This window comes from Pedobacter puniceum, assembly GCF_009674685.1.
GTDB lineage: Bacteria > Bacteroidota > Bacteroidia > Sphingobacteriales > Sphingobacteriaceae > Pseudopedobacter > Pseudopedobacter puniceum.
Map to the genome: position 1 here is coordinate 148,170 of NZ_WKJI01000003.1, position 22,974 is coordinate 171,143.

At 34.6% G+C, this 22,974-nt stretch carries 19 protein-coding genes and 1 tRNA gene; 15 read left to right on the forward strand and 5 right to left on the reverse strand.

Going from position 1 to position 22,974, the window contains the following annotated elements:
* The first annotated feature begins 9 nt into the window (after nucleotides 1–9).
* The 12 genes from GJJ64_RS12005 (at nucleotide 10) to GJJ64_RS12060 (ending at nucleotide 16,434) form a co-directional block, all read left to right on the forward strand.
* Entirely contained in the window at nucleotides 10–1,806 is a 1,797-nt protein-coding gene (locus tag GJJ64_RS12005) for a hypothetical protein (protein WP_154288024.1), read from the forward strand.
* 8 nt (nucleotides 1,807–1,814) lie between these two features.
* A complete protein-coding gene (locus GJJ64_RS12010; protein WP_154288025.1) occupies nucleotides 1,815–3,950 on the forward strand; it encodes a polysaccharide lyase family 8 super-sandwich domain-containing protein in 2,136 nt (711 codons plus the stop codon).
* A 78-nt stretch (nucleotides 3,951–4,028) separates the two neighbouring features.
* Entirely contained in the window at nucleotides 4,029–5,060 is a 1,032-nt protein-coding gene (locus tag GJJ64_RS12015; protein ID WP_154288026.1) for a GntR family transcriptional regulator, read from the forward strand.
* 82 nt (nucleotides 5,061–5,142) lie between these two features.
* On the forward strand, nucleotides 5,143–6,219 hold the full coding sequence (gene rhaT, locus GJJ64_RS12020) for an L-rhamnose/proton symporter RhaT (protein ID WP_154288027.1): 1,077 nt from the start codon (nucleotides 5,143–5,145) through the stop codon (nucleotides 6,217–6,219).
* Between the two features lie 24 nt (nucleotides 6,220–6,243).
* Nucleotides 6,244–8,364: a bifunctional aldolase/short-chain dehydrogenase gene (locus GJJ64_RS12025; RefSeq protein WP_154288028.1), complete on the forward strand. Its 2,121-nt coding sequence runs from the start codon at nucleotides 6,244–6,246 to the stop codon at nucleotides 8,362–8,364.
* An 89-nt stretch (nucleotides 8,365–8,453) separates the two neighbouring features.
* Nucleotides 8,454–9,728 carry a sugar isomerase gene (locus tag GJJ64_RS12030; protein ID WP_154288029.1) on the forward strand — a complete coding sequence of 425 codons (1,275 nt, stop codon included), beginning with the start codon at nucleotides 8,454–8,456 and terminating at the stop codon, nucleotides 9,726–9,728.
* 149 nt (nucleotides 9,729–9,877) lie between these two features.
* Nucleotides 9,878–11,263: an FGGY-family carbohydrate kinase gene (locus GJJ64_RS12035; RefSeq protein ID WP_154288030.1), complete on the forward strand. Its 1,386-nt coding sequence runs from the start codon at nucleotides 9,878–9,880 to the stop codon at nucleotides 11,261–11,263.
* Nucleotides 11,264–11,425: 162 nt separating this feature from the next.
* Nucleotides 11,426–13,327, forward strand: a complete 1,902-nt coding sequence (locus tag GJJ64_RS12040) for a DUF1800 domain-containing protein (RefSeq protein ID WP_154288031.1) — start codon at nucleotides 11,426–11,428, stop codon at nucleotides 13,325–13,327.
* A 20-nt stretch (nucleotides 13,328–13,347) separates the two neighbouring features.
* On the forward strand, nucleotides 13,348–14,616 hold the full coding sequence (locus GJJ64_RS12045; RefSeq protein WP_154288032.1) for a DUF1501 domain-containing protein: 1,269 nt from the start codon (nucleotides 13,348–13,350) through the stop codon (nucleotides 14,614–14,616).
* Between the two features lie 193 nt (nucleotides 14,617–14,809).
* A tRNA-Asn gene (locus GJJ64_RS12050) sits at nucleotides 14,810–14,886 on the forward strand.
* Between the two features lie 65 nt (nucleotides 14,887–14,951).
* The gene (locus tag GJJ64_RS12055) at nucleotides 14,952–15,434 is read left to right on the forward strand and encodes a YdeI/OmpD-associated family protein (protein ID WP_154288033.1); all 483 of its coding nucleotides are present in this window, start codon (nucleotides 14,952–14,954) and stop codon (nucleotides 15,432–15,434) included.
* A gap of 355 nt (nucleotides 15,435–15,789) precedes the next feature.
* Nucleotides 15,790–16,434 carry a hypothetical protein gene (locus GJJ64_RS12060; protein WP_154288034.1) on the forward strand — a complete coding sequence of 215 codons (645 nt, stop codon included), beginning with the start codon at nucleotides 15,790–15,792 and terminating at the stop codon, nucleotides 16,432–16,434.
* A gap of 190 nt (nucleotides 16,435–16,624) precedes the next feature.
* On the opposite strand, the gene recA is transcribed toward GJJ64_RS12060, so the two are convergent.
* The 4 genes from recA to GJJ64_RS12080 form a co-directional block, all read right to left on the reverse strand.
* Nucleotides 16,625–17,638, reverse strand: coding sequence for a recombinase RecA (gene recA, locus GJJ64_RS12065; protein ID WP_154288035.1), 1,014 nt, complete (start codon nucleotides 17,636–17,638; stop codon nucleotides 16,625–16,627).
* 94 nt (nucleotides 17,639–17,732) lie between these two features.
* Entirely contained in the window at nucleotides 17,733–18,485 is a 753-nt protein-coding gene (gene nth / locus GJJ64_RS12070) for an endonuclease III (protein WP_039452918.1), read from the reverse strand.
* Nucleotides 18,486–18,494: 9 nt separating this feature from the next.
* Nucleotides 18,495–19,547, reverse strand: a complete 1,053-nt coding sequence (locus tag GJJ64_RS12075; protein ID WP_154288036.1) for a TerC family protein — start codon at nucleotides 19,545–19,547, stop codon at nucleotides 18,495–18,497.
* Nucleotides 19,548–19,550: 3 nt separating this feature from the next.
* Complete coding sequence (locus GJJ64_RS12080; protein ID WP_154288037.1) at nucleotides 19,551–20,522, reverse strand: polyprenyl synthetase family protein; 972 nt, start codon at nucleotides 20,520–20,522, stop codon at nucleotides 19,551–19,553.
* A gap of 129 nt (nucleotides 20,523–20,651) precedes the next feature.
* Between GJJ64_RS12080 and GJJ64_RS12085 the strand changes: the two genes are divergently transcribed.
* The 3 genes from GJJ64_RS12085 to GJJ64_RS12095 all read left to right on the forward strand — a co-directional run bounded on the left by GJJ64_RS12085 (nucleotide 20,652) and on the right by GJJ64_RS12095 (nucleotide 21,940).
* The gene (locus GJJ64_RS12085) at nucleotides 20,652–21,200 is read left to right on the forward strand and encodes a hypothetical protein (protein WP_154288038.1); all 549 of its coding nucleotides are present in this window, start codon (nucleotides 20,652–20,654) and stop codon (nucleotides 21,198–21,200) included.
* A 139-nt stretch (nucleotides 21,201–21,339) separates the two neighbouring features.
* Nucleotides 21,340–21,642, forward strand: coding sequence for a nucleotidyltransferase family protein (locus GJJ64_RS12090; protein WP_154288039.1), 303 nt, complete (start codon nucleotides 21,340–21,342; stop codon nucleotides 21,640–21,642).
* On the forward strand, nucleotides 21,632–21,940 hold the full coding sequence (locus tag GJJ64_RS12095; protein ID WP_154288040.1) for a HepT-like ribonuclease domain-containing protein: 309 nt from the start codon (nucleotides 21,632–21,634) through the stop codon (nucleotides 21,938–21,940). The genes GJJ64_RS12090 and GJJ64_RS12095 overlap by 11 nt, the downstream gene beginning before the upstream one ends.
* A 103-nt stretch (nucleotides 21,941–22,043) precedes the next feature.
* On the opposite strand, the gene GJJ64_RS12100 is transcribed toward GJJ64_RS12095, so the two are convergent.
* Nucleotides 22,044–22,883, reverse strand: a complete 840-nt coding sequence (locus tag GJJ64_RS12100; protein WP_154288041.1) for an endonuclease/exonuclease/phosphatase family protein — start codon at nucleotides 22,881–22,883, stop codon at nucleotides 22,044–22,046.
* Nucleotides 22,884–22,974: the final 91 nt, after the last annotated feature.

Sequence of the window (22,974 nt, forward strand, 5' to 3'; positions counted from 1 at the left end):
ATATTCAGCATGAAAAGAATTGCTTTAATAGCTTTAGTATTAGCCACTATACAGGCAGTTGCACAAGAGAAAAGTGCTGTTCCATATTGGAATAGTAAAACACAGCTTATTCCGTGGCGTTTTGAACCTCAAATTACCAATATTACTTATGAAGATTTAGATAAAGACGGTGACCCGGATGTTTTAAAAGCGATGTTAAACGGTAAAATTCCTGTTATTTGGATTGATGATAATGACAATATGAAGGTAGGGGATAAAGAAGGAGATACTGTAGACGACTGCTTATTAATAGATAAAAATATAGACGGTATTTTTGCCGGCCCTCTAGATTTTAGTATAGATTGGACAGATGAAAATAACGATGGCAAAGCCGATATACAATTGATTGTAAACAACGGAAGTGCTAAAAAGCGTAATTTTTTTGATTGGCAGGCCGATTTTATGTACATCATGGACGATGACAAAGACCAAATTATGCACTATGTAGATTGGAACAAAATTGCCATGGAAGCTTGGGAGCACATAGGTCATGCAAACTTTTTCTACGATTACCACGGCAATTCTACCTTCTTAAAAATGCATGGTTCAAGCTTTAGGATAGATGATTTACGTTATAACTGGGAAAATCCTTTCATTTTTTATGATTTTGATAAAGATGGTTTGTCTGAAATGGCTATCCGCTTGTTAGATATACCCGTTTTTAGAGATTCATCAGAAGCAAAAAATATTGCCAATGGTTTTGATAAGCTAGATAAAGAAATTGATGCTAAATACAGCAGAATGATAACTTATGCTGCCCCAACCTGGGATTTAGACAATGACAATGCACCGGGTAACGAGTTTGATTTTGATATGAGCTTATTGCTTAAAGGCAAAGGATTTAGTTATACAGACCAAGCCCATACTTTTAAAAAGTTAAAAGGTATACCAGAAGCTAATAAGTATTTCTTTGATAAACGTTGGAGAGAGATAGATACTTTATTTTATCCGGATAGATATGTAGCCTATGACATGATTTTCAAAAAAGGCGATTGGCAGGAAGCTCGATTGGTTTTTGATGAAGATGATGATTGCAACCGTTGGGAGCGAGTGGAGTTTTATGACCCTCTAGATTTGTTTAAAACTGGTGGTGGTAAAGGCGGTTTGGATAATAACCTGCAAGCAGACGTTATTGGCGATAGAGGCGAGTTTGATATGGATAACTCTGGTAAAGGAAACCTTTATATAGCGGCTTTTGATGGAAGAATTCACCTTCATGGTGCCGAATGGGGCGCTTGGAGGATAGACCAAAACGCTTTCTCATTCCAAGGTTTTGGTGGTATTTATGATAGATGGAGACCCGGAAGAATGCAAAAAAATATAGATGTATTTGCAACTGTAAAATATACTGATGCTGATAATAACGGCTTCATAGATGTAATTGAATATGATTTAGATGGAGACCAAAAGTTTGAAGATAAAGTTTCTTTAAAAGCGTTAGGTATTGATGATAAACAAGCGGTTATTAATTCGGCAGAACTAAACCATAAAGGGTTACAAAAATTATTTAATCAAGTTGCTAATAACATTTGGAACAAGGCTTTAGCAGCTTTAGAAGTAGCAAAAAAACATAATCTTAATACAGATTGGTATGCTTTTTACAAAAAACCAAACTCTGTTAACGAGAAATATCAATACGGTTATTGGTTAGGTTTTTATATCTATCAGGATTTAAGACACGCAGCAAAAGCAGCTAACAATACAACTTTGGTAAGCCAATTAGATAAAGCTTATTATAGTGGTAATTGGGCATTATTAAATAAATAAATAAAAGTATGGTAAAGACTTGTAAATATTTACTTATTACTATTTTAAGTTTAAGCTTGTTTCATGTAAATGCCCAACAAGACCTTTTTAAGAAACTAGAAGATAATATCAAAGCTTATTATACAAATGCTCATCAGGCTCCTTATGCTATAGACCATATTGTAAAAGGCAGCAAGCCTTATGATATGGAGCAAAATGTTAAAGAGCAGGCTTTAATCAATAACTATAAGAAAACCTTTAATGCTAATGGTAGCTGGGCAGATATTGATTATCAAGACAGTAGAAAGGCAGCTTGGGCACCAAGAGAACATGCAGACAGGGTTTTAGCGTTAAGTATTATTTACAGTAATCCTAAATCTGCCTTTTACCAGAACAAAGAACTTAAGGAAACCTTGCATCAAGCTTTAGCTTTTTGGTTTAATGCTAAATTGGTTTCTTCAAATTGGTGGTATAACGAAATTGGGATACCTAAAACTTTAGGTGTAGCTTTTATATTCTTAAAACATGAGCTTTCTGCCCTAGAAATGCAACAAGCAGTAGCCATACTTAATAACTCTTCTTTTAAACAAACGGGGCAAAATAAAGTATGGCAAGCTGGAAATATCTTATACAAAGCCATTTTGATAGAAGATGAAGCTTTAGCTAAAAGAGCAAGAGATACTATTTTTTCTGAGTTGAGGATGACTACCGAAGAGGGTATCCAGCCAGATTACAGCTTTCATCAGCATGGACCGCAATTGCAGTTTGGTAACTACGGGCAAGGCTTTGTAACTACCATGAGTTTCTGGGCAAGAATTTGTTCATCTACCAAATTACAGTTAGATGATGAAAAACTAGCTATCCTTAGAAATTTAGTTATACAAGGTTTTAATTGGGTAAGCTGGAGAGGTTATTTTGATATCAACTCTTTAGGAAGACAATTTGCTAAGAAAGTTTTAACATCAAAATCAAATTCTCTTACCGGAGGTGTTTTAGATATGATAGATATAGACCCGGCAAATGCATCGCTATATAAAGAGTTTATCATCAATAATTATAAAGCTCATCAACCATCATCTTTAACTGGAAATAGGCATTTTTGGCGTTCGGATATGACTATCCATCGTCAGCAAAATTGGATGTCTTCTGTAAAAATGTCTTCAGAAAGAGTGCAAGCTACCGAGGCTTTAAACGGAGAAAATTTAAAAGGTTATCATATAGGAGATGGTACTAACTTTATCTATGTTAAAGGAGACGAGTATGATGATATCTTCCCAATTTGGAATTGGAAAAAACTTCCGGGTGTTACCAATTATCAAAATACAAAACCATTACCAGTTCTTACTATCTCTGGTTTTAGAAACCAAGGCGATTTTACCGGAGCAGTTAGTAATGGCAAAACAGGTTTAACAGCCTTCATGTTAAACCGAGATTCTTTAACCGGTAATAAAGCATGGTTTCATCTGGAAGATAAAATTGTTTGTTTAGGAGCAGCCATAAAACCTTTAAAAAATGATTCTGTTTTTACTACAGTTAATCAAGTTTATACGAAAGGGCCCATAGTATATCAAGATCTTAAAAAAGATAGTTTATGGTTAGGGAAGCGCTTTTCTTCATCGTCTATAAAATGGGTTTATCACAACCAGATAGGTTATATCCCGTTAAACGGAACTTCTTTAACGCTAACTAATCAAAATCAAAAAGGTAGTTGGGGAGATATTGCTGTAACTTTTAGTAATGATAAAGCACAACAAGCACCTGTTTTTACGCTAGAGATAGCGCATGGTAAGCAGTTTAAGCAAACAAATTATGCTTATTTAGTTGTACCAAATACTACTTTAAGTAAAATAGAAAATTACAAAGTAAGTTTTGAAATTGTAGCTAATGACGAAGGAGCACAAGTTTTATTTCAGAAGGATAAACAACAAGCTTATTTTGCTATTTATGAACCTCAGACTTTCAATATCAAAGGTTTTGCAGAAATTTCTTTTAAAAGCCCTGGTCTTTACATGCTAAGCAAAAAGGGTAAACAGTGGATTTTAAATTCAGCAGACCCCACACAAAAGCAAGGGAAACTTCTTTTAAAGGTTAATCAAAAAGAAATAAGTGTAAAAATGCTCGATGATGGCTTTAAAGGCAAAACTGTGGAGACAATATTCAATTAAAAGCAGATGTTGGTAGGACATTTTACTTTGTTCTACCTACATTTGTATAAACCTTTGTTTTCTTTGCGTTTCTGATTTATGCGGACAGATAATTTTTTTAAGCTTATACAAATAGATGAATATTCTGCAACACCAAAATATATGCAGCTATGTGATTCTATTATAGCTGCAATAGAAAATGCTAAGCTTAAAAAGGATGATCCATTGCCATCTATAAACGAATTAAGTTTTGCTTTAGATATTTCTAGAGATACGGCAGAAAAAGGCTATAAATATCTTAAGAAAAGGAATATTCTGGTTTCTGTACCGGGTAAAGGCTATTATATCGGGAATACAGATTTTAAAAAGAAAATTAGGGTTTTCTTACTTTTCAATAAGCTATCGGCACATAAAAAAATTATTTACGATGCTTTTGTTGCCGCCTTAGGAGAAGACGCCGCTATAGACTTTTACATCTATAATAATGAATACGCTATCTTTAAAAAGCTTATCCAAAGCAAGCGTAATGATTATTCGCATTATGTGATTATACCCCATTTTATGGAGGGGGGCGAAGATGCTTATCAAATTATCAATACCATACCGGCAGATAAACTCATTTTATTAGATAAAAAAATTGATGGTATAGCAGGTAATTTCTCTGCCGTTTATGAAAACTTTAGGCAGGATATCTACCAAGCACTTAATCAAGCTAAAGAAGAGCTTTCTAAATATCACACCTTAAAATTAATCTTTCCAGATAAAAGTTATTATCCTACAGAAATTATCGATGGCTTTAAGCTGTTCTGTCAGCAGTATGCTTTTACCCATCGTATCGTACACGATATAGAAACAGAGCCGATAGGAAAAGGAGAAGTTTATATTAATTTGATGGAGGATGACCTTGTAACCTTGATAGAGAAAATTGTTTCTTTAGATTTTAAGCTGGGTAAAGAAGTAGGTATCATCTCTTATAATGAAACACCTCTGAAAAAATTATTGCTTAACGGAATCACTACCATTTCTACAGATTTTAAATTGATGGGAACAATGGCCGCAGAAATGATAAAAAATCAAATCTCGGCTCACCGCGAGGTTCCATTTTACCTTACTTTAAGAGCGTCTTTATAAAAGATACATGATGGTACATGACAGTTTAACGTAGTTAGGTGCATATTTTAGCCCTACCAATAATAAGTTAAACGAATTATACATGCAAGCATTATTAGGCGTCATTTTTCACTTTATTGGAGGCTTTGCTTCCGGTAGTTTTTACATTCCTTACAAAAAAGTTAAAGGTTGGTCTTGGGAAAGTTATTGGATAGTAGGGGGGATATTTTCTTGGCTTATTGTACCTCCATTAGCTGCTTATTTAACCATACCAGATTTTACCGGTATTATCGCCGCTACTGATGGTGGTATTTTAGGTTTAACTTATTTTTTCGGGGTTTTATGGGGAATAGGTGGTTTAACTTATGGTTTAGGAGTTAGGTATTTAGGCGTTTCTTTAGGCAGTTCTATCATTTTAGGTTTGTGTTCTATTTTTGGAGCTTTAATCCCTTCTTTTTATTATGATTTATACCCTAGTCCGGGTAAAGATTCTTTTACAGATTTGATTAACAACACCTGGGGACAGATGGTACTATTAGGCATTCTGGTATGTATCTTCGGAATTATCATCTGCGGAAAAGCAGGTATGATGAAAGAGAAAGATTTAAATGCTGCAGAAAAGGACGCTGCTAACAATGAATTTAAAATAGGTTTAGGACTTTTTGTAGCTATAGTTTCTGGTGTTTTAAGTGCATGTTTTGCTTTCGGTATTGATGCAGGTAAAGACATGGCTTCTACAGCAAATGAAGTGTGGAAAGCTAATAACCCTAACCAAGGCGAATTTTTATTTCAAAATAATGTTACCTATGTAGTAATTTTATTAGGTGGTTTAACTACCAATTTTATTTGGTGTATGTTGTTAAATTTCCGCAATAAAACTTTCGGAGATTATACCAATGCTGCTACGCCTCTCTTAAAAAACTACATTTTCTCTGCATTAGCAGGCACCACTTGGTTTCTACAATTTTTCTTTTACGGCATGGGTGAAAGTAAATTAGGGAATGGTCCAAGTTCGTGGATATTACACATGGCATTTATCATTCTTATAGCCAACCTTTGGGGTTTAATCCTTAAAGAATGGAAAGGTGTAAAAAGTAAAACCCTTACTACCGTTATAGTAGGTATACTATTTATTATCCTATCTATTTTAATTGTGGGCTACGGAAACTCAATCAAATAATAAAACAATAAAAACCAGCATATTATGTCTTTTGATACAAAGCAATTTAAACACGTAAGCTATTTATGGGATGAAGCCGAAGCAGCAAAGCTAGCAGGAGATGAAGTAGCGTTATTAATTTACCGTTCAAATTTATTAGGAGCAGATTTAAGGCTTACTAATTACGGTGGAGGAAATACATCTTGTAAAGCTATAGCAAAAGATCCGTTAACAGGAGCAGATACCGAAATCATGTGGATTAAGGGTTCTGGTGGAGATATAGGTACACTAAAAAGAAGCGGCTTAGCAGCTTTATATGTAGACCGTTTACGTAATTTAAAAAATATATACCGTGGTGTGGCTTATGAGGATGAAATGGTTGAACTTTTTAACCATTGTATTTACGATTTAGCTTCTAAAGCACCATCTATTGATACACCTTTGCATGGTTTTTTACCATTTAAACATATAGACCATTTACATCCTGATGCGGCTATTGCTATAGCAGCAGCAAAAGATGGTAAAAAAATCACTCAAGAATTATTCAACGGAGAAATTGGTTGGGTAGAGTGGAAAAAACCAGGTTTTGAACTAGGCTTACAATTAAAGCAATGTTTAGATGAAAACCCTGGTATTAAGGGTATTATGCTGGGCTCGCATGGTTTGTTTACTTGGGGGGATACAGCTTACGAAAGCTACATCAATACCTTAGAGGTGATAGAGAAATGTGCAGAATACCTAGAGCAAAATTATGGTAAAAAAGGACCTGTTTTTGGTGGACAAAAAATACAAAGCCTTCCAGAAGACCAACGTAAGAAACAAGCTGCTGCTTTAGCACCTATTTTACGTGGTTTTTGCTCAAGCGAAAGAAGTATGATTGGGCATTTTACTGATGATGCTAGAGTACTTGAGTTTATCAATTCTCATGATTTAGATAGGTTAGCACCACTAGGAACCAGCTGTCCAGACCACTTCCTAAGAACTAAAATTAGTCCTTTAGTATTAGACTTAAAGCCAGAGCAAGATTTATCAGACGTAAAAGCTATAAAAGAGCAATTAGCGCCAGCATTTGAGGCTTACCGTAAAATGTATACCGATTATTACGAGACCTGCAAGCATGATAATAGCCCGGCTATAAGAGATGCTAATCCGGTAATTATATTATACCCAGGTGTAGGTTTATTCTCTTTCTCAAAAGATAAACAAACTACCCGTGTAGCGGCAGAATTTTATATTAATGCTATTAATGTAATGAAAGGTGCTGAAGCTATTTCAGAATATACCTCATTACCAAGACAAGAGGCTTTTGATATTGAGTACTGGTTGCTAGAAGAAGCTAAATTACAACGTATGCCTAAGCCAAAGGCTTTATCAGGGCGTATTGCTTTAATTACAGGTAGTGCCGGTGGTATAGGTAAAGCTATTGCAAAGAAATTTGTAGAAGAAGGCGCTGTAGTTATTTTAAACGATATGAATGCAGAGCGTTTAGCTGGTGCTGGCGAAGAGTTTAAAAAGCTTTATGGTAAAGATTCTTATACAACAGCAGTTTTAGATGTTACCAATGATAGCCAAATACAAGAAGCTTTAGAAGTAGCTGCTTTGGCTTTTGGTGGGGTAGATTTAATTGTAAATAATGCTGGTTTATCTATTTCAAAATCTATAGAAGACCATACCGATAAAGATTGGGATTTACTTTACGATGTATTGGTAAAAGGCCAATTTAAAATTACCCAAGCAGGTGTAGAAATTATGCGTAAGCAAAATATTGGTGGCGATATCATCAATATTGTGAGCAAAAACGCTTTAGTTTCTGGTCCAAATAACGCTGGTTATGGTTCTGCAAAAGCAGCGCAATTACATTTAAGCAGATTAAATGCTGCAGAATTAGGTGCTGATAAAATCCGTGTAAACGTAGTTAACCCCGATGCTGTAATCTCTGATAGTAATATCTGGGCTGGTGGCTGGGCAGAAGGCAGAGCAAAAGCCTATGGCGTTAAAGTAGAAGAATTACCTGCTTATTACGCAAAACGTACTTTATTAAACGAGATTATTTTACCAGAAGATATTGCTAACGCTTGTTTCGCATTTGCTGGTGGTTTATTAAATAAATCAACCGGTAATGTGCTAAATGTTGATGGTGGTGTTGCCATGGCATTTGTAAGATAAAAAGCAGCAATTAAATACCGATTAAGAACAATTGCTACGGTTTCTTAATCGGTTATTTTTTATTACATTAATAAAAACCAATTACAAGCATGTTGATAGAAAAAAGTCAGATAGACCAACATAATAGCGATAATCAAGCGTCACATCAAAAAAGGTTTGATTTTATTAAATTAGAAATTCCTCAAGTAGAGGCTGTTATCCAAAAATTAATTGATTTCCAAATAGCTATCCCTAGTTGGGCTTTAGGTACGGGTGGTACGCGTTTCGGCAGGTTTTCTGGTGGTGGCGAGCCTCGTAACCTAGAAGAAAAAATTGCTGATATTGGCTTATTACATAAATTAAACCAATCTAGTGGTGCTATATCTTTACATATTCCTTGGGATATCCCTCAAGATTATGACGCTATAAAAAATCTTACGGCAAGTCATGGTTTACGTTTTGATGCTATGAACTCTAATACCTTTCAAGATCAAAAAGGACAAGAGTTGAGCTATAAATTTGGTTCATTACAGCATGTAAACAAAGCGGTAAGACAACAAGCTATAGCGCATAATATCGAAGTTATTCAACAAGGTTTAGCATTAGGTTCAGATTCTTTAACCGTTTGGCTAGCAGATGGTTCTTGCTTTCCTGGGCAATTAAACTTCAGAAAAGCTTTTCAAAATACTTTAGAAAGCTTGCAGGAAATATATGCTGCTTTACCAAAAGACTGGAAAATGTTTGTAGAGTATAAAGCTTTCGAACCAAATTTCTATTCGATGACCGTTGGTGATTGGGGACAGTCTTTATTATTTGCCAATAAACTAGGCCCTCAAGCTTATACTTTGGTAGATTTAGGTCATCATTTACCAAATGCCAATATAGAGCAAATAGTTTCTTTATTATTGATGGAAGGTAAACTAGGCGGTTTCCATTTTAACGATTCTAAATATGGCGATGACGATTTAACCGCAGGAAGCTTAAAACCATATCAGTTATTCTTAATATTTAACGAATTGGTAGAAGGTATGGATGCTAAAAACATGAACCACGCCAAAGATTTAGGTTGGATGATTGATGCATCGCATAACGTAAAAGATCCATTAGAAGATTTATTACAGTCTGTTGAAGCTATCATGATTGCTTATACACAAGCTTTATTGGTTGATAGAACAGCTTTACAACAAGCTCAAGAAGAAAATGATACGGTTAAATGTCAAGAGCTATTACAAAATGTTTTCCGTACCGATGTTAGAGCAATTGTAGCAGAAGCTCGTTTACGTTCTGGTGCAGCTCTAGATCCGGTAGCAGCTTACAGAAAGTTAGCCGTAAGACAAGAACTTATCAAAGAAAGAGGAGCTGTAACGGTAGCAACCGGACTTTAATATTTTAGATTTTAGAATTACGATTTTAGATTGATTTCTGAAGAATTTAGAGTTTAAATGACGATTTATATTGAAGACTTTAAACTCTAAACTTTTCACTTTCAAACTTAATACTTTCAACCTTTAACTTAATACTTTCAACTTAAAAAATGCTTATTCCCGTTATTGCTGTTTTTGATGTAGGTAAAACCAATAAAAAGCTTTTCCTTTTTGATGAGCAATACCATATTGTTTATGAAAAATCGGCTCGTTTTTTAGAAACCAAAGACGAAGATGGAGACAGCTGCGAGAATTTAGACAGCCTTAGATTATCAGTTTTTGATTCTTTAAATGAAGTTTTAAAAATCAATAAATACGATATCAAAGCCATTAATTTTTCTACTTACGGGGCAAGTTTTGTATACCTTGATGAGGAAGGAAAACCCTTAACGCCACTTTACAATTATTTAAAACCTTATCCAAAAGAATTAGAAGAGCTGTTTTATAAAATACATGGCAGCCCACAAAAAATAGCACAAGAAACGGCATCGCCAGCTTCGGGGAGTTTAAACTCTGGTATGCAATTGTACCGTATCAAGCATCAAAAACCTGATATTTTTAAGCAGATAAAATACGTTTTGCATCTTCCGCAATACATGAGCAATTTAATCACTGGTAAATATTTTACCGATATGACCAGTATTGGATGCCATACCCAACTGTGGGATTTTAATAAAAAAGATTATCACCAATGGGTTTACGATGAACAATTGGTAGAAAAGCTTCCAAAGATTTTTCCTGCTGATGATGTTATTGAAGCCTCTTTTATGGGCAAAACTTATAAAACAGGTGTAGGCTTGCATGATAGCTCGGCAGCTTTGATTCCTTATTTGGTAAATTTTAAAGAGCCTTTTGTATTGCTTTCTACTGGTACTTGGTGTATTAGTCTTAATCCGTTTAACGAAAGCCCTTTAACCTCGCAAGAGTTAGAGAACGATTGCTTGGCTTATATAGCTTATCATGGAAAACCAGTAAAAGCTTCAAGATTATTTGCAGGCTTCGAGTTAGAACAGCAAAGCAAAAGAATAGCAGCACATTTTAAGGTTGATGCTCTTATTTTTAGAACCATGCCTTTTGATGCTCAATTGGCAGCTCAATTAAAAGAGCGCTTTAAAAACGAAGATCAAGCATCAGCAATTTTACCTAAGCAATCTAAATTTGGAGGTAGAGATTTAAGCAGTTTTGCAAATGAAAAAGAAGCCTATCATCAATTAGTGGCAGATATTATTGATTTACAATCGCAATCCACAGCTTTAATCATAAAAGGTTCTACCATAAGGAAAATATTTGTAGATGGTGGTTTTTCAAAAAATACCATTTATATGAATTTATTGGCAAGAGCATTCCCTCAGATAGAAGTTTATGCCGCCTCCATGGCTCAAGCAACTGCTTTAGGAGCTGCGGTGGCCATTCATCAACATTGGAATACAAAAGCTCTTCCTAATGATATTATAGAGCTGAAATATTACTCTGTCAATCAGCCGGTATTAGGCTAATTTCAAATATTTTATCGAATTTTTAATAGCGTTCTCTAGTTTGAGGACGCTTTTTTTTTACCCTTTTTCTCTGAAATAAATTCTCCTCTTTCATCGTTGGTTAAACCTATCCCATTTAATTCTGTCTTAAATACATTGTTATCATATATAAACCTCAGATTTATGAAAATTGCTTTTCGTTATTTAAGTATAAGCGCACTAATAGTAACTAGTTTATTGGTGTTAGCTTCTTTTACAAAAGAAAAGTCTGTAAGAGCAAAATTTTCTTTTCCTTACAAGCAGGCAGGTTTAACAGAGCGTGAAGCCGCAGCTCATCTTTTAAACAGATTTACTTATGGTATTAAGCCTGGTGAGATAGATGCTGTTTTAAAAGTAGGGCTAGAGAAATGGTTTGCCAGCCAACTAAAAGCAAATTTAGAGGATAAAGAGCTAAAGCAGATGCTAGATAAGTATGATGCACTTCAACTTTCTAACGCACAGGTAGTAGAAAAATATCCAAGAGGTGGGTTAGCTATAAGAATGGCCATTAAAGATGGTTATGTTCATAAAGATTCTGTTGACCAAAACAGAGCAGATTATCGCCAAATCATCAAAAAATATATGGATGAAAAAGGCTTAAGACCTCAACAAGAGCTTTATAGACAATTTATAAGTCAAAAGATATTAAGAGCCGCTTATTCACAAAATCAGGTTCAAGAGGTTTTAACCGAATTTTGGTTTAACCATTTCAATGTTTCTTTAGATAAAGGACAATGTGCCGAGTTTATTCCGGCCTATGAGCGAGATGTTATTCGCCCGAATGTATTTCAGGATTTTAATGTTTTACTACTAGCAACCGCAAAATCTCCGGCAATGTTAAGGTATTTAGATAATTTTTCTAGTGCCGGCCCTATGGAGATGCCTAAAAATGCAAAAGTTAAAAAACCAGCTAACAATAACCGAGGCTTAAATGAAAATTATGCCAGAGAGGTAATGGAGTTGCATACTTTAGGTGTTGATGGTGGCTACAGTCAGCAAGATGTTACCCAAGCTGCCCGTGTATTAACCGGTTGGACGATAGCGCCTATGAATGATGGCTACTCTGATGGGATGAAAAAGATTATGGAAAATTCATCCAGAGAGAAACTTCTAAGTGCTGGTTATGTATTTGATGGCGATTTTATGTTTGTACCAAATCGTCATGATAAAGGAGAGAAAACCGTTTTAGATAAATATTTCCCAGAGGGTGGTGGTTATGAAGAAGGTGTTACTTTATTGAATATGCTAGCCAATCATCCTTCAACAGCCAAATTTATTTCACGCAAATTGGCAGTACGTTTTGTAAGTGATAATCCCCCACAAAGTCTTATCGATAAAATGGCTAAAACTTTCCGCGAGAAAAAAGGCAATTTAAGAGAAGTGATGATAACTATGGTTACAGCTCCAGAGTTTTGGAATAAAGAAGCTTTAAGAGAGAAAACTAAATCTCCTTTTGAGTTAGCCATGAGTGCTGTAAGAAGCCTCGATGCAGAGATTACCCAGCCTTATCAATTATTTACATGGATAAATAAAATGGGGCAAAAAATATATTATTACCAAGCACCAACCGGTTTCCCAGATAGAGCCGCTTATTGGATAAATACGGGTTCATTATTAAACAGAATGAATTTTGGTTTAGCTATTGCATCGCAAAGAATACCGGGGGTAAAATTCAATATCCAGGCTTTAAACCAAAATAGAGAGCCCGAAAGTGCGGAAGCAGCTTTATATACTTATAGTAAGATTATGATGCCAGAGCGCAACATACATGAAACTGTTAAAAGGTTGAAGCCTATGGTGAACGACCCAGAATTGGTTAAGAAAGTAGAAGCTGCAGCCAACAAAAATCAGGTAAGAACCGAGAATATGATGATGAATGAAGAAGCTTCTTTAGGTGAAGATATGATGGGCATGCAAACTATGAAAGAGAAAAATCAAGTAAAGTCAACTCAGCCAAAAGCAAATATACAGGCTAATGCAGGTAGCAACATGTTAGCTCAAGTAGTTGGGGTTATTATTGGTTCGCCAGAGTTTCAACGTAAATAAGAAATTAAAATATTAAGGATATGACATCAAGGAGAGGATTTATAAAAGCAGGTGGTTTAGCTCTTTTTGGGATAGGTATTGGAGGTATTCCAACCTTTTTATCAGAAGCAGTTGCAGGTATTAGAGAGCCAGGTTTATTTCAACGCCGTAAAATACTAGTGTGTATTTTTCAACGTGGTGCTATGGATGGTTTAATGGCTGTAACGCCATTTAATGATGAATATTTAAAGGCTGCAAGACCAACTTTATTTATGTCGCCAGTTAAAGCGGCAAATAAAAAACCATTGATAGACTTAGACGGTAATTTTGGTTTGCATCCATCAATGGCGGCTTTCGAGCAGGTTTTTAGAGACAAAAGGATGGCTATCGTACATGGTATTGGCTCGCCAAATACTACTCGTTCTCATTTTGATGCTCAAGATTATATGGAGTCTGGTACACCTTTTAAAAAGGGAACATCTAGTGGTTGGTTAAACAGAGCGGTGGGTTTACTTGGTCATGAGGCGGCTACACCATTTCAGGCAGTAAGTTTAACATCTTCTTTACCTCGTTCTTTTTATGGGGATAACCCTTCTTTAGCTATCAGTAATCTCCAAGATTTTAATATTCAAATGAGAGGAAACCAAGCCAGCGCTAATATGGCGGCTAAGAATTTTGAAGATTTATACGATCAAACATCTTCTGAGCTATTGAAAAATACAGGTAAAGAAAGTTTTGAGGCTATTAAAATGCTTCAAAAAACCGATACTAAAAATTATAAGCCAGCAAATGGCGCCGTGTACCCTACATCATCTTTAGGAAATTCTTTAAAGCAAATAGCTCAGCTCATTAAAATGAACGTTGGTTTAGAGGTGGCTTTCGCCGAGTCTGGTGGTTGGGATACCCACTTTAACCAAGGTACAGATACCGGTATTTTCGCTAGAAATGTTAATGATTTAAGCGAGAGTATTATGGCTTTTTGGACAGATATGGGCACTTTACAAGATGATGTTACGGTAATGACGATGACAGAATTTGGACGTACCGTTAAACAAAACGGAACTGGTGGAACAGACCACGGAAGAGCCTCATGTAATTTTATTTTAGGTAATGATGTTAAAGGTGGCCTAGTACATGGTAAAGTGGCACCATTATCTGTAGAAAATTTAGAAGATGGAAGAGATTTAGCTGTAACTACAGATTTTAGAAGTGTATTTAGTGAAGTTGCTGCAAAACATTTGAAAGTAAATGATCATGCTCAATTATTTCCAGACTGGAATGGCAATACCATTGGTGTTATGAAATCTTAAAATGATAAAATTTCTATAAAAGCCCGATATGAAAATATCGGGCTTTTTTATGGAAAAATCTGTATATCAAACAGATGAGATGATTGAATTTTTTAGCTTCTAAAATTGTGAATATTATTGATGATTTTTTTTCTAGAATAAAAATCAATTGATATATTTGCGCCACAGTAACAAACCCGTTTTGTATACATGATCCCGAATAGCTCAGCTGGTTAGAGCATCTGACTGTTAATCAGAGGGTCGCTGGTTCGAGCCCAGCTTCGGGAGCCAAACAAGAAAAGCCATCAAAAATGATGGCTTTTTTAGTTTAAATACCTCTCTCTATCTTTGTGAAAATGAAAACGTTTAAAAGTCATCAAACAATCGGACAGCTAGAAAAAAGGAAAGGGGGTTACTTCTTTTTGAAAATTGACGCAGATATCATCAATCAATTTCAAAATAAGCGTCATACGCGTTTTCTTTTTACACTTGAAGATAGTTTGACTTTCCAGTGTGGACTTAATCACCTAGGAGATGGAAATTTTTTCATTATTTTATCTAACAGTAATCTAGCCAATGTTCAAAAAAAGTTAGGAGATGAAATCCATTTTGAGTTAAATGAAGACCCCAATCCATTAGGTGTTGATATGCCTGAAGTACTAGAAGTCCTTATTGAACAAGATGAGCATTTAAAAACAATTTTTGAAAGCTTGACGCCAGGTAAAAAGCGTAATATTATCCATCAAATCAGTAGAATTAAAGATATCGACAAGCAAATTCAGAAAAGCATCAAACTTATACAAGAAAGTGTACAACCACGACCTAAAAAAACCTTGTAATGTTGCTGAATTTCATCTCTACAATCTCCTGATAGTTACAAGCTCAATCATCGAATTATAGCTGCATCTTTCGTCAATAAGGGGAGTTCTGGAAAGCCTCACTAGAAATGGTGAGGCTTTATTTTTTATAGTCTATCGGCTTTTTCTTATCCTAAAAAACTAAAAATCTTTACAAAACTAAAGGCTTCTTACGCTATATATTGCATCAACTTTGATAGTTTGAATTAAAAGAATATATTTATCATTTACCAAGAAACATAATCAAACACATCTACTTAGCTTTTGCCGTTGAACAATCTGGGTATTTAAAATGATTATTTTGAGGTAATGCTAACTTATTAATGTATTTGAAACGATGAAAAAAATTTACTTAATTCTTTTTTTAACAGGTTTATTCTTTAGCGCTGATGCACAAACGAGTAGTAGAGATACTAGTTCTACAAGTAAAGCAGGACTTCAAAAGAATCTTTTATCTATGGGCTTTCTGTTACCTGGTTTTACCTACGAGCGAGCATTAAATAATCATATGTCTTTGTCAGCAACAGCAGGACTTACTTTTGCAATAGGAGATGATGGTGTAAGTGAGTCGAGTTTTGATTTAATACCATTTGGTTATTTAACAGGAAGGTATTATTATAATTTAGAAGAGCGACAAAAAAAGGGAAAATCTATACTTCATAATTCTGGAAATTATTTGGCTTTATCTTTAACCTACCAAAAAGGGGTACTTTCTCCAGATTGGCCCGATAAATTAGATGAACAAGCGAGTTATTTTTCCGTAGGGCCTGTATGGGGTTTTCAACGTACTTTTAAAGATAATTTTCACATCAATATAGATTTAGGTGTTGGATATTATAAGGCTAAAAGTCCTGCTACAGATTTTTATTACGATCCTATTAATAATGAAATTGTAAGTAATGGCTATTATCTTGAAGATACCTCTGCAATGACGATTATTGGAAATATAAGGTTTGGTATTTTATTAAACAGAAAGAAGTAAAAGGTGGTTTGTCGAATTTTGATCACATAAAATAAAAGATTTCAGTAAGGTATATTAGCTTAGATAATATATAACCACTATGTTGAGTGATTTGAATAACGGGAGTTACTTCCTTTTTCTTCGGCAAAACCAAAAAAGCCTCAAAAAATTAATTTTTTGAGGCTTTTGTATAATATATGAAGAGAAAAGATTACTCTTTCTCTTCTAATGGAGCAGCCATAACAGCTTCTCTAATTTTAGCTTCTAGTTCGTCAGAAAGTTCTGGGTTATCATGTAATAATTGTTTAACACCGTCTCTTCCTTGGCCCAATTTGGTATCGCCATAGCTAAACCAAGAACCTGCTTTTTTAATAATGCCGTAATCAACACCAAGGTCAATAATTTCACCTACTTTAGAAATACCTTCGCCAAACATAATGTCAAACTCGGCAATACGGAAAGGTGGAGCTACCTTATTTTTAACAATTTTAACTTTAACACGGTTACCAGAAACCTCATCGCTATCTTTAATCTGTGATATTCTTCTTATATCTAAACGTACAGAAGCGTAAAATTTCAATGCGTTACCACCCGTGGTAGTCTCTGGGTTACCAAACATCACCCCAATTTTATCTCTTAATTGGTTGATGAAGATACAGCAGCATTTAGTTTTATTAATGGTACCAGTTAATTTCCTTAAAGCTTGTGACATTAAACGAGCCTGTAAACCCATTTTAGAATCACCCATCTCGCCTTCTATCTCTCCTTTTGGTACAAGGGCGGCAACAGAGTCAATTACAATCACATCTATAGCACCAGAACGAATTAAGTTATCGGCAATTTCTAAGGCTTGCTCACCATTATCTGGCTGAGAGATTAAAAGGTTTTCTATATCAACACCTAATTTTTTTGCGTAAAATTGGTCAAAGGCATGCTCGGCATCAACTATAGCAGCTATACCACCAGCTTTTTGCGCTTCTGCAATTACATGTGTTGCTAAAGTTGTTTTACCAGATGATTCTGGCCCATATATTTCTATAATTCTACCTTTTGGTAAACCGCCAATTCCTAAGGCTATATCTAAACCAATAGAACCTGTAGAAATAGCTTCCATTGGTTCTATTGCAGCATCTCCTAATTTCATTACGGTGCCTTTACCGTATGATTTTTCTAGTTTATCCAGCGTAAGCTGTAGGGCTTTTAATTTTTCGTTTGAGGCACTCATGTATATCTTTTAATGAATATGAAAAAACAATAATACTAATTTTTTTAGCAAATATAAAATAATTCTCTTATTCTCAAATGTAATGAATAGAAAATTATTTAACAGCTCTTTTTTTCAACGCTTTAGCTAGTTGTTTCTTTTGGGCAAGCTTTTTCTTTTGCACTGCCTTCTTTAATTCAGCTTGTTCTTTTCTTAGTAAAGCAGCTGGTGTATTTTGTAAAGCATAGTATTTGCAGAAATAGCTGATTGGGCAAATTTCGCATTTAGGATTGCGAGCAATACAAACATACCTGCCATGTAATATAAGCCAGTGGTGTGCAATATGTATTTTATCTTGAGGTAGGTATTTGGTTAATTGTTTCTCTACAGCTAAAGGCGTTTTTGCTGCAGATGTTAGACCTAAACGATTAGAGACTCTGAAAACATGTGTATCTACCGCCATGGTAGGGGCATTATAAATAACCGATGCAATAACATTGGCCGTTTTACGACCTACACCAGGCATTTTCTGTAAATCTTTTACATCTTCTGGTACAATACCACCAAATTCTTCTACTAAAATTTTAGCCATACCTACCAAATGTTTTGATTTGTTGTTGGGATAGCTAACAGAGCGTATATAAGTAAAAACTTCTTCTGCAGTTGATGCTGCTAAAGATTCTGGTGTTGGGTATCGCTCAAAAAGTTTTGGTGTTATTTGGTTGATGCGCTTATCTGTACATTGTGCTGATAGGATAACAGCAATAAGCAATTCAAACGGATTGCTATAATGTAATTCTGTTTCTGCCTGTGGCTGATGTTTTGAAAAATAAGCTACAAATTCTTGATAACGCTCTTTTTTAAGCATAAAGCACCATTAATAAATTGTCTTTTCTTTTTTAGGAAATGCTAAAGAGGCAACAACACTAATAACCAGTATACCAATGATAATGTATAAAGAGTGCGCTGTTGTAAAGCCCCATTCTTTTAAGTAATGATGCCCAAGCATTTTAATACCAATAAATATCAATAAAAAGGCTAAGCCTGTTTTTAGGTAATGGAATTTATGAATCACATTTACCAATAAGAAAAACATAGAACGTAAACCTAGGATGGCAAATATGTTAGAGAAAAATACAATGTATGGGTCTTTTGTTACCGCAAATATAGCTGGGATAGAATCTACTGCGAAAATTACATCTGTAAACTCTATGATTAATAACACTAAAAATAGTGGAGTAATGTATTGTTTACCATCTACTTTATGGAAGAATTTATTGCCAACAAAATCTGGATAAACAGGGAAAAACTTAGAAGCTAGCTTTACTACTTTGTGGTTTTCGGGGTCTATTTCATCGTCTCCTTCACGGTTGATAAACATCATAATGCCCGAGTAAATTAAGAATGCTCCAAAAAGATAAAGTATCCATCCGAACTTACTGATAAGGGTTGCGCCAATAAATATGAATAGAAAACGCATGATAACAGCACCTAAAATTCCCCAAAATAATACGCGATGGTAATATTTCTCTTTTACGCCAAAGGCAGAGAATATCAATACCATTACAAAAATATTATCTACAGAAAGGGCATACTCTATAACATAGCCTGTTATAAATTCAAGAGATAAATTGTTTTTGTATTTGATGAGGTTTTCTTCAAAGGAAGTACCGTTTAAGACAATATTATGTTGATTTTTTTGAACAACTTCTATCAAATGGGCTTCATCCTGAATGTCATGCAGGATATGTCCTTGTATCTTTAAAAAGAAATAAAAACCTATTGCACAACTTACCCAAATAGCGCTCATGATACCAGCTTGCTTTAATGATACAGGTTGGTCTTTTTTATTAAACAAACCTAAATCAAGCGCCAACATCAAAATGATGAATAAGGCAAATGCACCAAAAAATATAACTTCGTTACTCATGTATTATTTCTTTCTTTCTGTTGTAAAGCGTACTAAATTTTCTAATCCTTTTAAAGATTCGCTTGCCGGAAATTGAGCTAAAATTTTAAAAGCTTCTTCCTGATAGTTCATCATTTGCTGCTCGGCATAAGCCAAACCACCACTATTTCTAACAAAATTAATGATGGTATTGATTTTATCTGGGTCATCGTTGTGGTTTTTAACCAAGTTGATGATTTTCTTTTTATTGGCTTTTTCTGCTTTGTTTAGGGCATATATCAGCGGAAGCGTAACCTTTTTCTCTTTGATATCTATACCTTTGGGTTTGCCTACATCGTCCACACCAAAATCAAATAAATCATCTTTAATTTGAAAAGCTATACCAATTTTCTCTCCAAAAGTATGCATTTGCTTGATGATTTCTTCGTTAGCCCCGGCTGATGCCGCACCCGCTGCACAACAAGAGGCTATTAAAGATGCTGTTTTTTGTCTGATAACTTCATAGTAAACATCCTCGCTAATATCCATTCTTCGAACTTTTTCTACCTGAAGCAGTTCTCCCTCGCTCATTTGCTGTACTGCATCTGATACAATTTTGAGGATGGTGAATTCTTGATTGTTAACGGATAGTTGTAAGCCTTTGGCTAAGAGATAATCGCCAACTAAAACAGCAATTTTGTTTTTCCAAAGGGCGTTAACAGAGAAAAACCCTCTTCTTTCAAAGGAATTATCTACCACATCATCATGAACTAAAGTGGCTGTATGTAGCAGTTCTACCAAAGCCGCACCACGGTAAGTAGACTCGGTTATGCCGCCACAAACGTTGGCAGCAAAGAATACAAACATCGGACGAATTTGCTTACCCTTCCTCTTTACAATGTAGTGTGTAATGCGGTCTAAAAGTGGAACAGAGCTTTGCATGGAAGTTTTAAACTTCTCTTCAAAAGCATCAATTTCCTTTTCTATGGGTTTTTTGATTTCGTCGAGTTTCAGCATCTTGAGTTAAACAAGCTTTGATACTTTGGGTTTGCAAACATAATGTAAAAAAGCGGATTTATACTTATGAAAGCAAAGCTTTAAGAAAAATTGTTTAATATTAAATCGAAAATTAAAAAGCATATGAGAATGATTAAAATATGGATGTTGGTTGCCTTTAGTTTAGTAAGTGTATCGGCTTCGGCCCAGTTACAGTCTGGCAAAAGATTTAACTTTTTTAACCGTACAGAGGTTTCTTATTCTTTAGCTATCAATGAAGTTTTGGGTACTTCTGGTATCAATGCATTTAGGATAAAAACTATTTTTGGTAAGCAAAATAGTTTTTTTGGTATAGGTGGCGGAATTGCAACCACAAGTTTTAATACCATTGATAGAAGTGGTGGGGGTAATTATAATACCATTTCTTTTTTAGCAGATGCGCATGCTTTCCCATTTAAAAATGAGGATAGTGGGAATAATATCTTTGTTAAGGCTGCCGCCGGATATTCACCTCGTATTTTTAATGGTTACGACCAAGGTTTTACTTATGATGCAGGTTTAGGTTACATCATCACCACCAAAAAGGGAGGGAGATTATTTATACAAGCTTTGTATTTACAACAAAATTTAAGTCAGTTTAATTTTATTGAAACGGTAAAACTGCAATCTGTTGGGCTTGGTGTTGGTATAGGGTTTTAGGTTTGTGGAGTGGAAAGTACGGAGTGGAAAGTGGAAAGAATCTGAAATGTGGGATTTAGAAAATGCTATGAAGGGTACAGCATTTGATAGTATATGCTGATATGTTTGAATATGGTAATTTAAAGATTTACTTTTGAGTATGAATATAGAAAAGTCTAAACTAAAGCAGATTAGGGAACTTTGCAAAGCAAATAAAGTAAAATCACTTTTTGCTTTTGGCTCAGTTATTCGAGATGACTATAATGAATCATCCGATATAGATTTAGTTGTGGATTTTGATGAACAAGACCCATTTAAGTATACTGACTTATATTTCAATCTAAAAACGAAGATAGAAGAGATTTTAACCAAGCAAATTGATTTACTTGAAGAAAGAGGAATAAAAAATCACATTTTTAAGCAAGAGCTAGAAAGTACAAAAGTTAAGATTTATGGATATTAAAATCAGAACTTGGTTATTGGACATACAGCAGTGTATTGATGAAATATTTCTATTCATTGCAGATCAAAAGGATTTTAAAGCCTATCAGAAAGATTTAAAAACTAAAAAAGCCGTTGAACGAAATTTAGAAATTATTGGAGAAGCAGTTAATCGTATCATAAAAATGGATGCTAATCTCCAGTTTCAGAATGCGAAGAATATCATTGGGACCAGAAATAGAATAATTCATAGTTATGATAATATATCAGATGAATTAATCTGGACTATAGTGTGTAGAGATTTACCAGAGCTAAAATAGCAAGTAGATAAACTTCTAAAAAGCAATTAATTATAGTCTATATATCTTACTACTAACTCCCGATATCTATCGAGACTAACAAACAAACCACATAACAAACTACTCAAAACCCAACTTCTACCAATACAGGGAAATGATCTGATGGATATTTACCCTGATAGCTATCTGTAAGTAAGCCCCATCTATATGTTTTAAAATGCTTGCTAACAAAAACGTGGTCTATGATGCTGTTACCCTTTAATTGAGCGCCAAAACCATTAAAAGAATTACTAAGAGCATAAGGCTGTTTAACTTGTTTGTAAGTGTCTTTTAAAATATCGCTATCTGTAATAATTAAATAAGGGTCGCTGCTGTGGTTTCCATTTAAATCGCCAGTAAAAATTACAGGTTTATCTTTTGCAATAGCCTTAATTCTCTCCAAAATAAGTTTGCTACTTTCTTTGCGGGCAGTAACACCTTGATGATCATAATGAGCATTAAAGAAGTAAAAGCTTTTTTTCGTTTTTTTATCCTTTAAATAAACCCAAGAGCAAATACGCTTACAACATTTAGCATCCCAGCCTAAAGAAGGTGTCTCTGGTGTTTCTGATAACCAAAAATCGCCTTGAGCTAAAAGTTCAAATTTATCTTTTTTATAAAGGATAGCAGAGTGCTCGCCAGCTTGTTTACCATCATCTCTACCCTTACCATAAATAGCATATTGGGGTAAAGCTTTTAAAATATCTTGTAATTGATGATGAAAACCTTCTTGCGTACCTAAAATATCAAAATCATGAAACTCAATTAACTGACTTACAACAGCAGCTCTGTTTTTCCATTGGTTTTCTTTATCAGTTTCGGTATCTAATCTGATATTAAAAGTTCCGGTGGTATAAGTTTGCGCAATGCTTAGTTTACCTATGAAGACAAGGAAAGTAAAAAATATCAGTAATTTAGATTTCATAATCAATAATATTAAAACAAAGGCTTGGTTTATTTTCTTAAGAACAAAACGACCAACTTGTTAAAGTATTTTAAAATCTAAATATAAACAG

Excerpts from the sequence above, each read along its gene's own strand:
- GJJ64_RS12005 (WP_154288024.1), top strand. The coding sequence starts at position 10 with ATGAAAAGAATTGCTTTAATAGCTTTAGTATTAGCCACTATACAGGCA.
- GJJ64_RS12010 (WP_154288025.1), top strand. The coding sequence starts at position 1,815 with ATGGTAAAGACTTGTAAATATTTACTTATTACTATTTTAAGTTTAAGC.
- GJJ64_RS12015 (WP_154288026.1), top strand. The coding sequence starts at position 4,029 with ATGCGGACAGATAATTTTTTTAAGCTTATACAAATAGATGAATATTCT.
- rhaT (WP_154288027.1), top strand. The coding sequence starts at position 5,143 with ATGCAAGCATTATTAGGCGTCATTTTTCACTTTATTGGAGGCTTTGCT.
- GJJ64_RS12025 (WP_154288028.1), top strand. The coding sequence starts at position 6,244 with ATGTCTTTTGATACAAAGCAATTTAAACACGTAAGCTATTTATGGGAT.
- GJJ64_RS12030 (WP_154288029.1), top strand. The coding sequence starts at position 8,454 with ATGTTGATAGAAAAAAGTCAGATAGACCAACATAATAGCGATAATCAA.
- GJJ64_RS12035 (WP_154288030.1), top strand. The coding sequence starts at position 9,878 with ATGCTTATTCCCGTTATTGCTGTTTTTGATGTAGGTAAAACCAATAAA.
- GJJ64_RS12040 (WP_154288031.1), top strand. The coding sequence starts at position 11,426 with ATGAAAATTGCTTTTCGTTATTTAAGTATAAGCGCACTAATAGTAACT.
- GJJ64_RS12045 (WP_154288032.1), top strand. The coding sequence starts at position 13,348 with ATGACATCAAGGAGAGGATTTATAAAAGCAGGTGGTTTAGCTCTTTTT.
- GJJ64_RS12055 (WP_154288033.1), top strand. The coding sequence starts at position 14,952 with ATGAAAACGTTTAAAAGTCATCAAACAATCGGACAGCTAGAAAAAAGG.
- GJJ64_RS12060 (WP_154288034.1), top strand. The coding sequence starts at position 15,790 with ATGAAAAAAATTTACTTAATTCTTTTTTTAACAGGTTTATTCTTTAGC.
- recA (WP_154288035.1), bottom strand. The coding sequence starts at position 17,638 with ATGAGTGCCTCAAACGAAAAATTAAAAGCCCTACAGCTTACGCTGGAT.
- nth (WP_039452918.1), bottom strand. The coding sequence starts at position 18,485 with ATGCTTAAAAAAGAGCGTTATCAAGAATTTGTAGCTTATTTTTCAAAA.
- GJJ64_RS12075 (WP_154288036.1), bottom strand. The coding sequence starts at position 19,547 with ATGAGTAACGAAGTTATATTTTTTGGTGCATTTGCCTTATTCATCATT.
- GJJ64_RS12080 (WP_154288037.1), bottom strand. The coding sequence starts at position 20,522 with ATGCTGAAACTCGACGAAATCAAAAAACCCATAGAAAAGGAAATTGAT.
- GJJ64_RS12085 (WP_154288038.1), top strand. The coding sequence starts at position 20,652 with ATGATTAAAATATGGATGTTGGTTGCCTTTAGTTTAGTAAGTGTATCG.
- GJJ64_RS12090 (WP_154288039.1), top strand. The coding sequence starts at position 21,340 with ATGAATATAGAAAAGTCTAAACTAAAGCAGATTAGGGAACTTTGCAAA.
- GJJ64_RS12095 (WP_154288040.1), top strand. The coding sequence starts at position 21,632 with ATGGATATTAAAATCAGAACTTGGTTATTGGACATACAGCAGTGTATT.
- GJJ64_RS12100 (WP_154288041.1), bottom strand. The coding sequence starts at position 22,883 with ATGAAATCTAAATTACTGATATTTTTTACTTTCCTTGTCTTCATAGGT.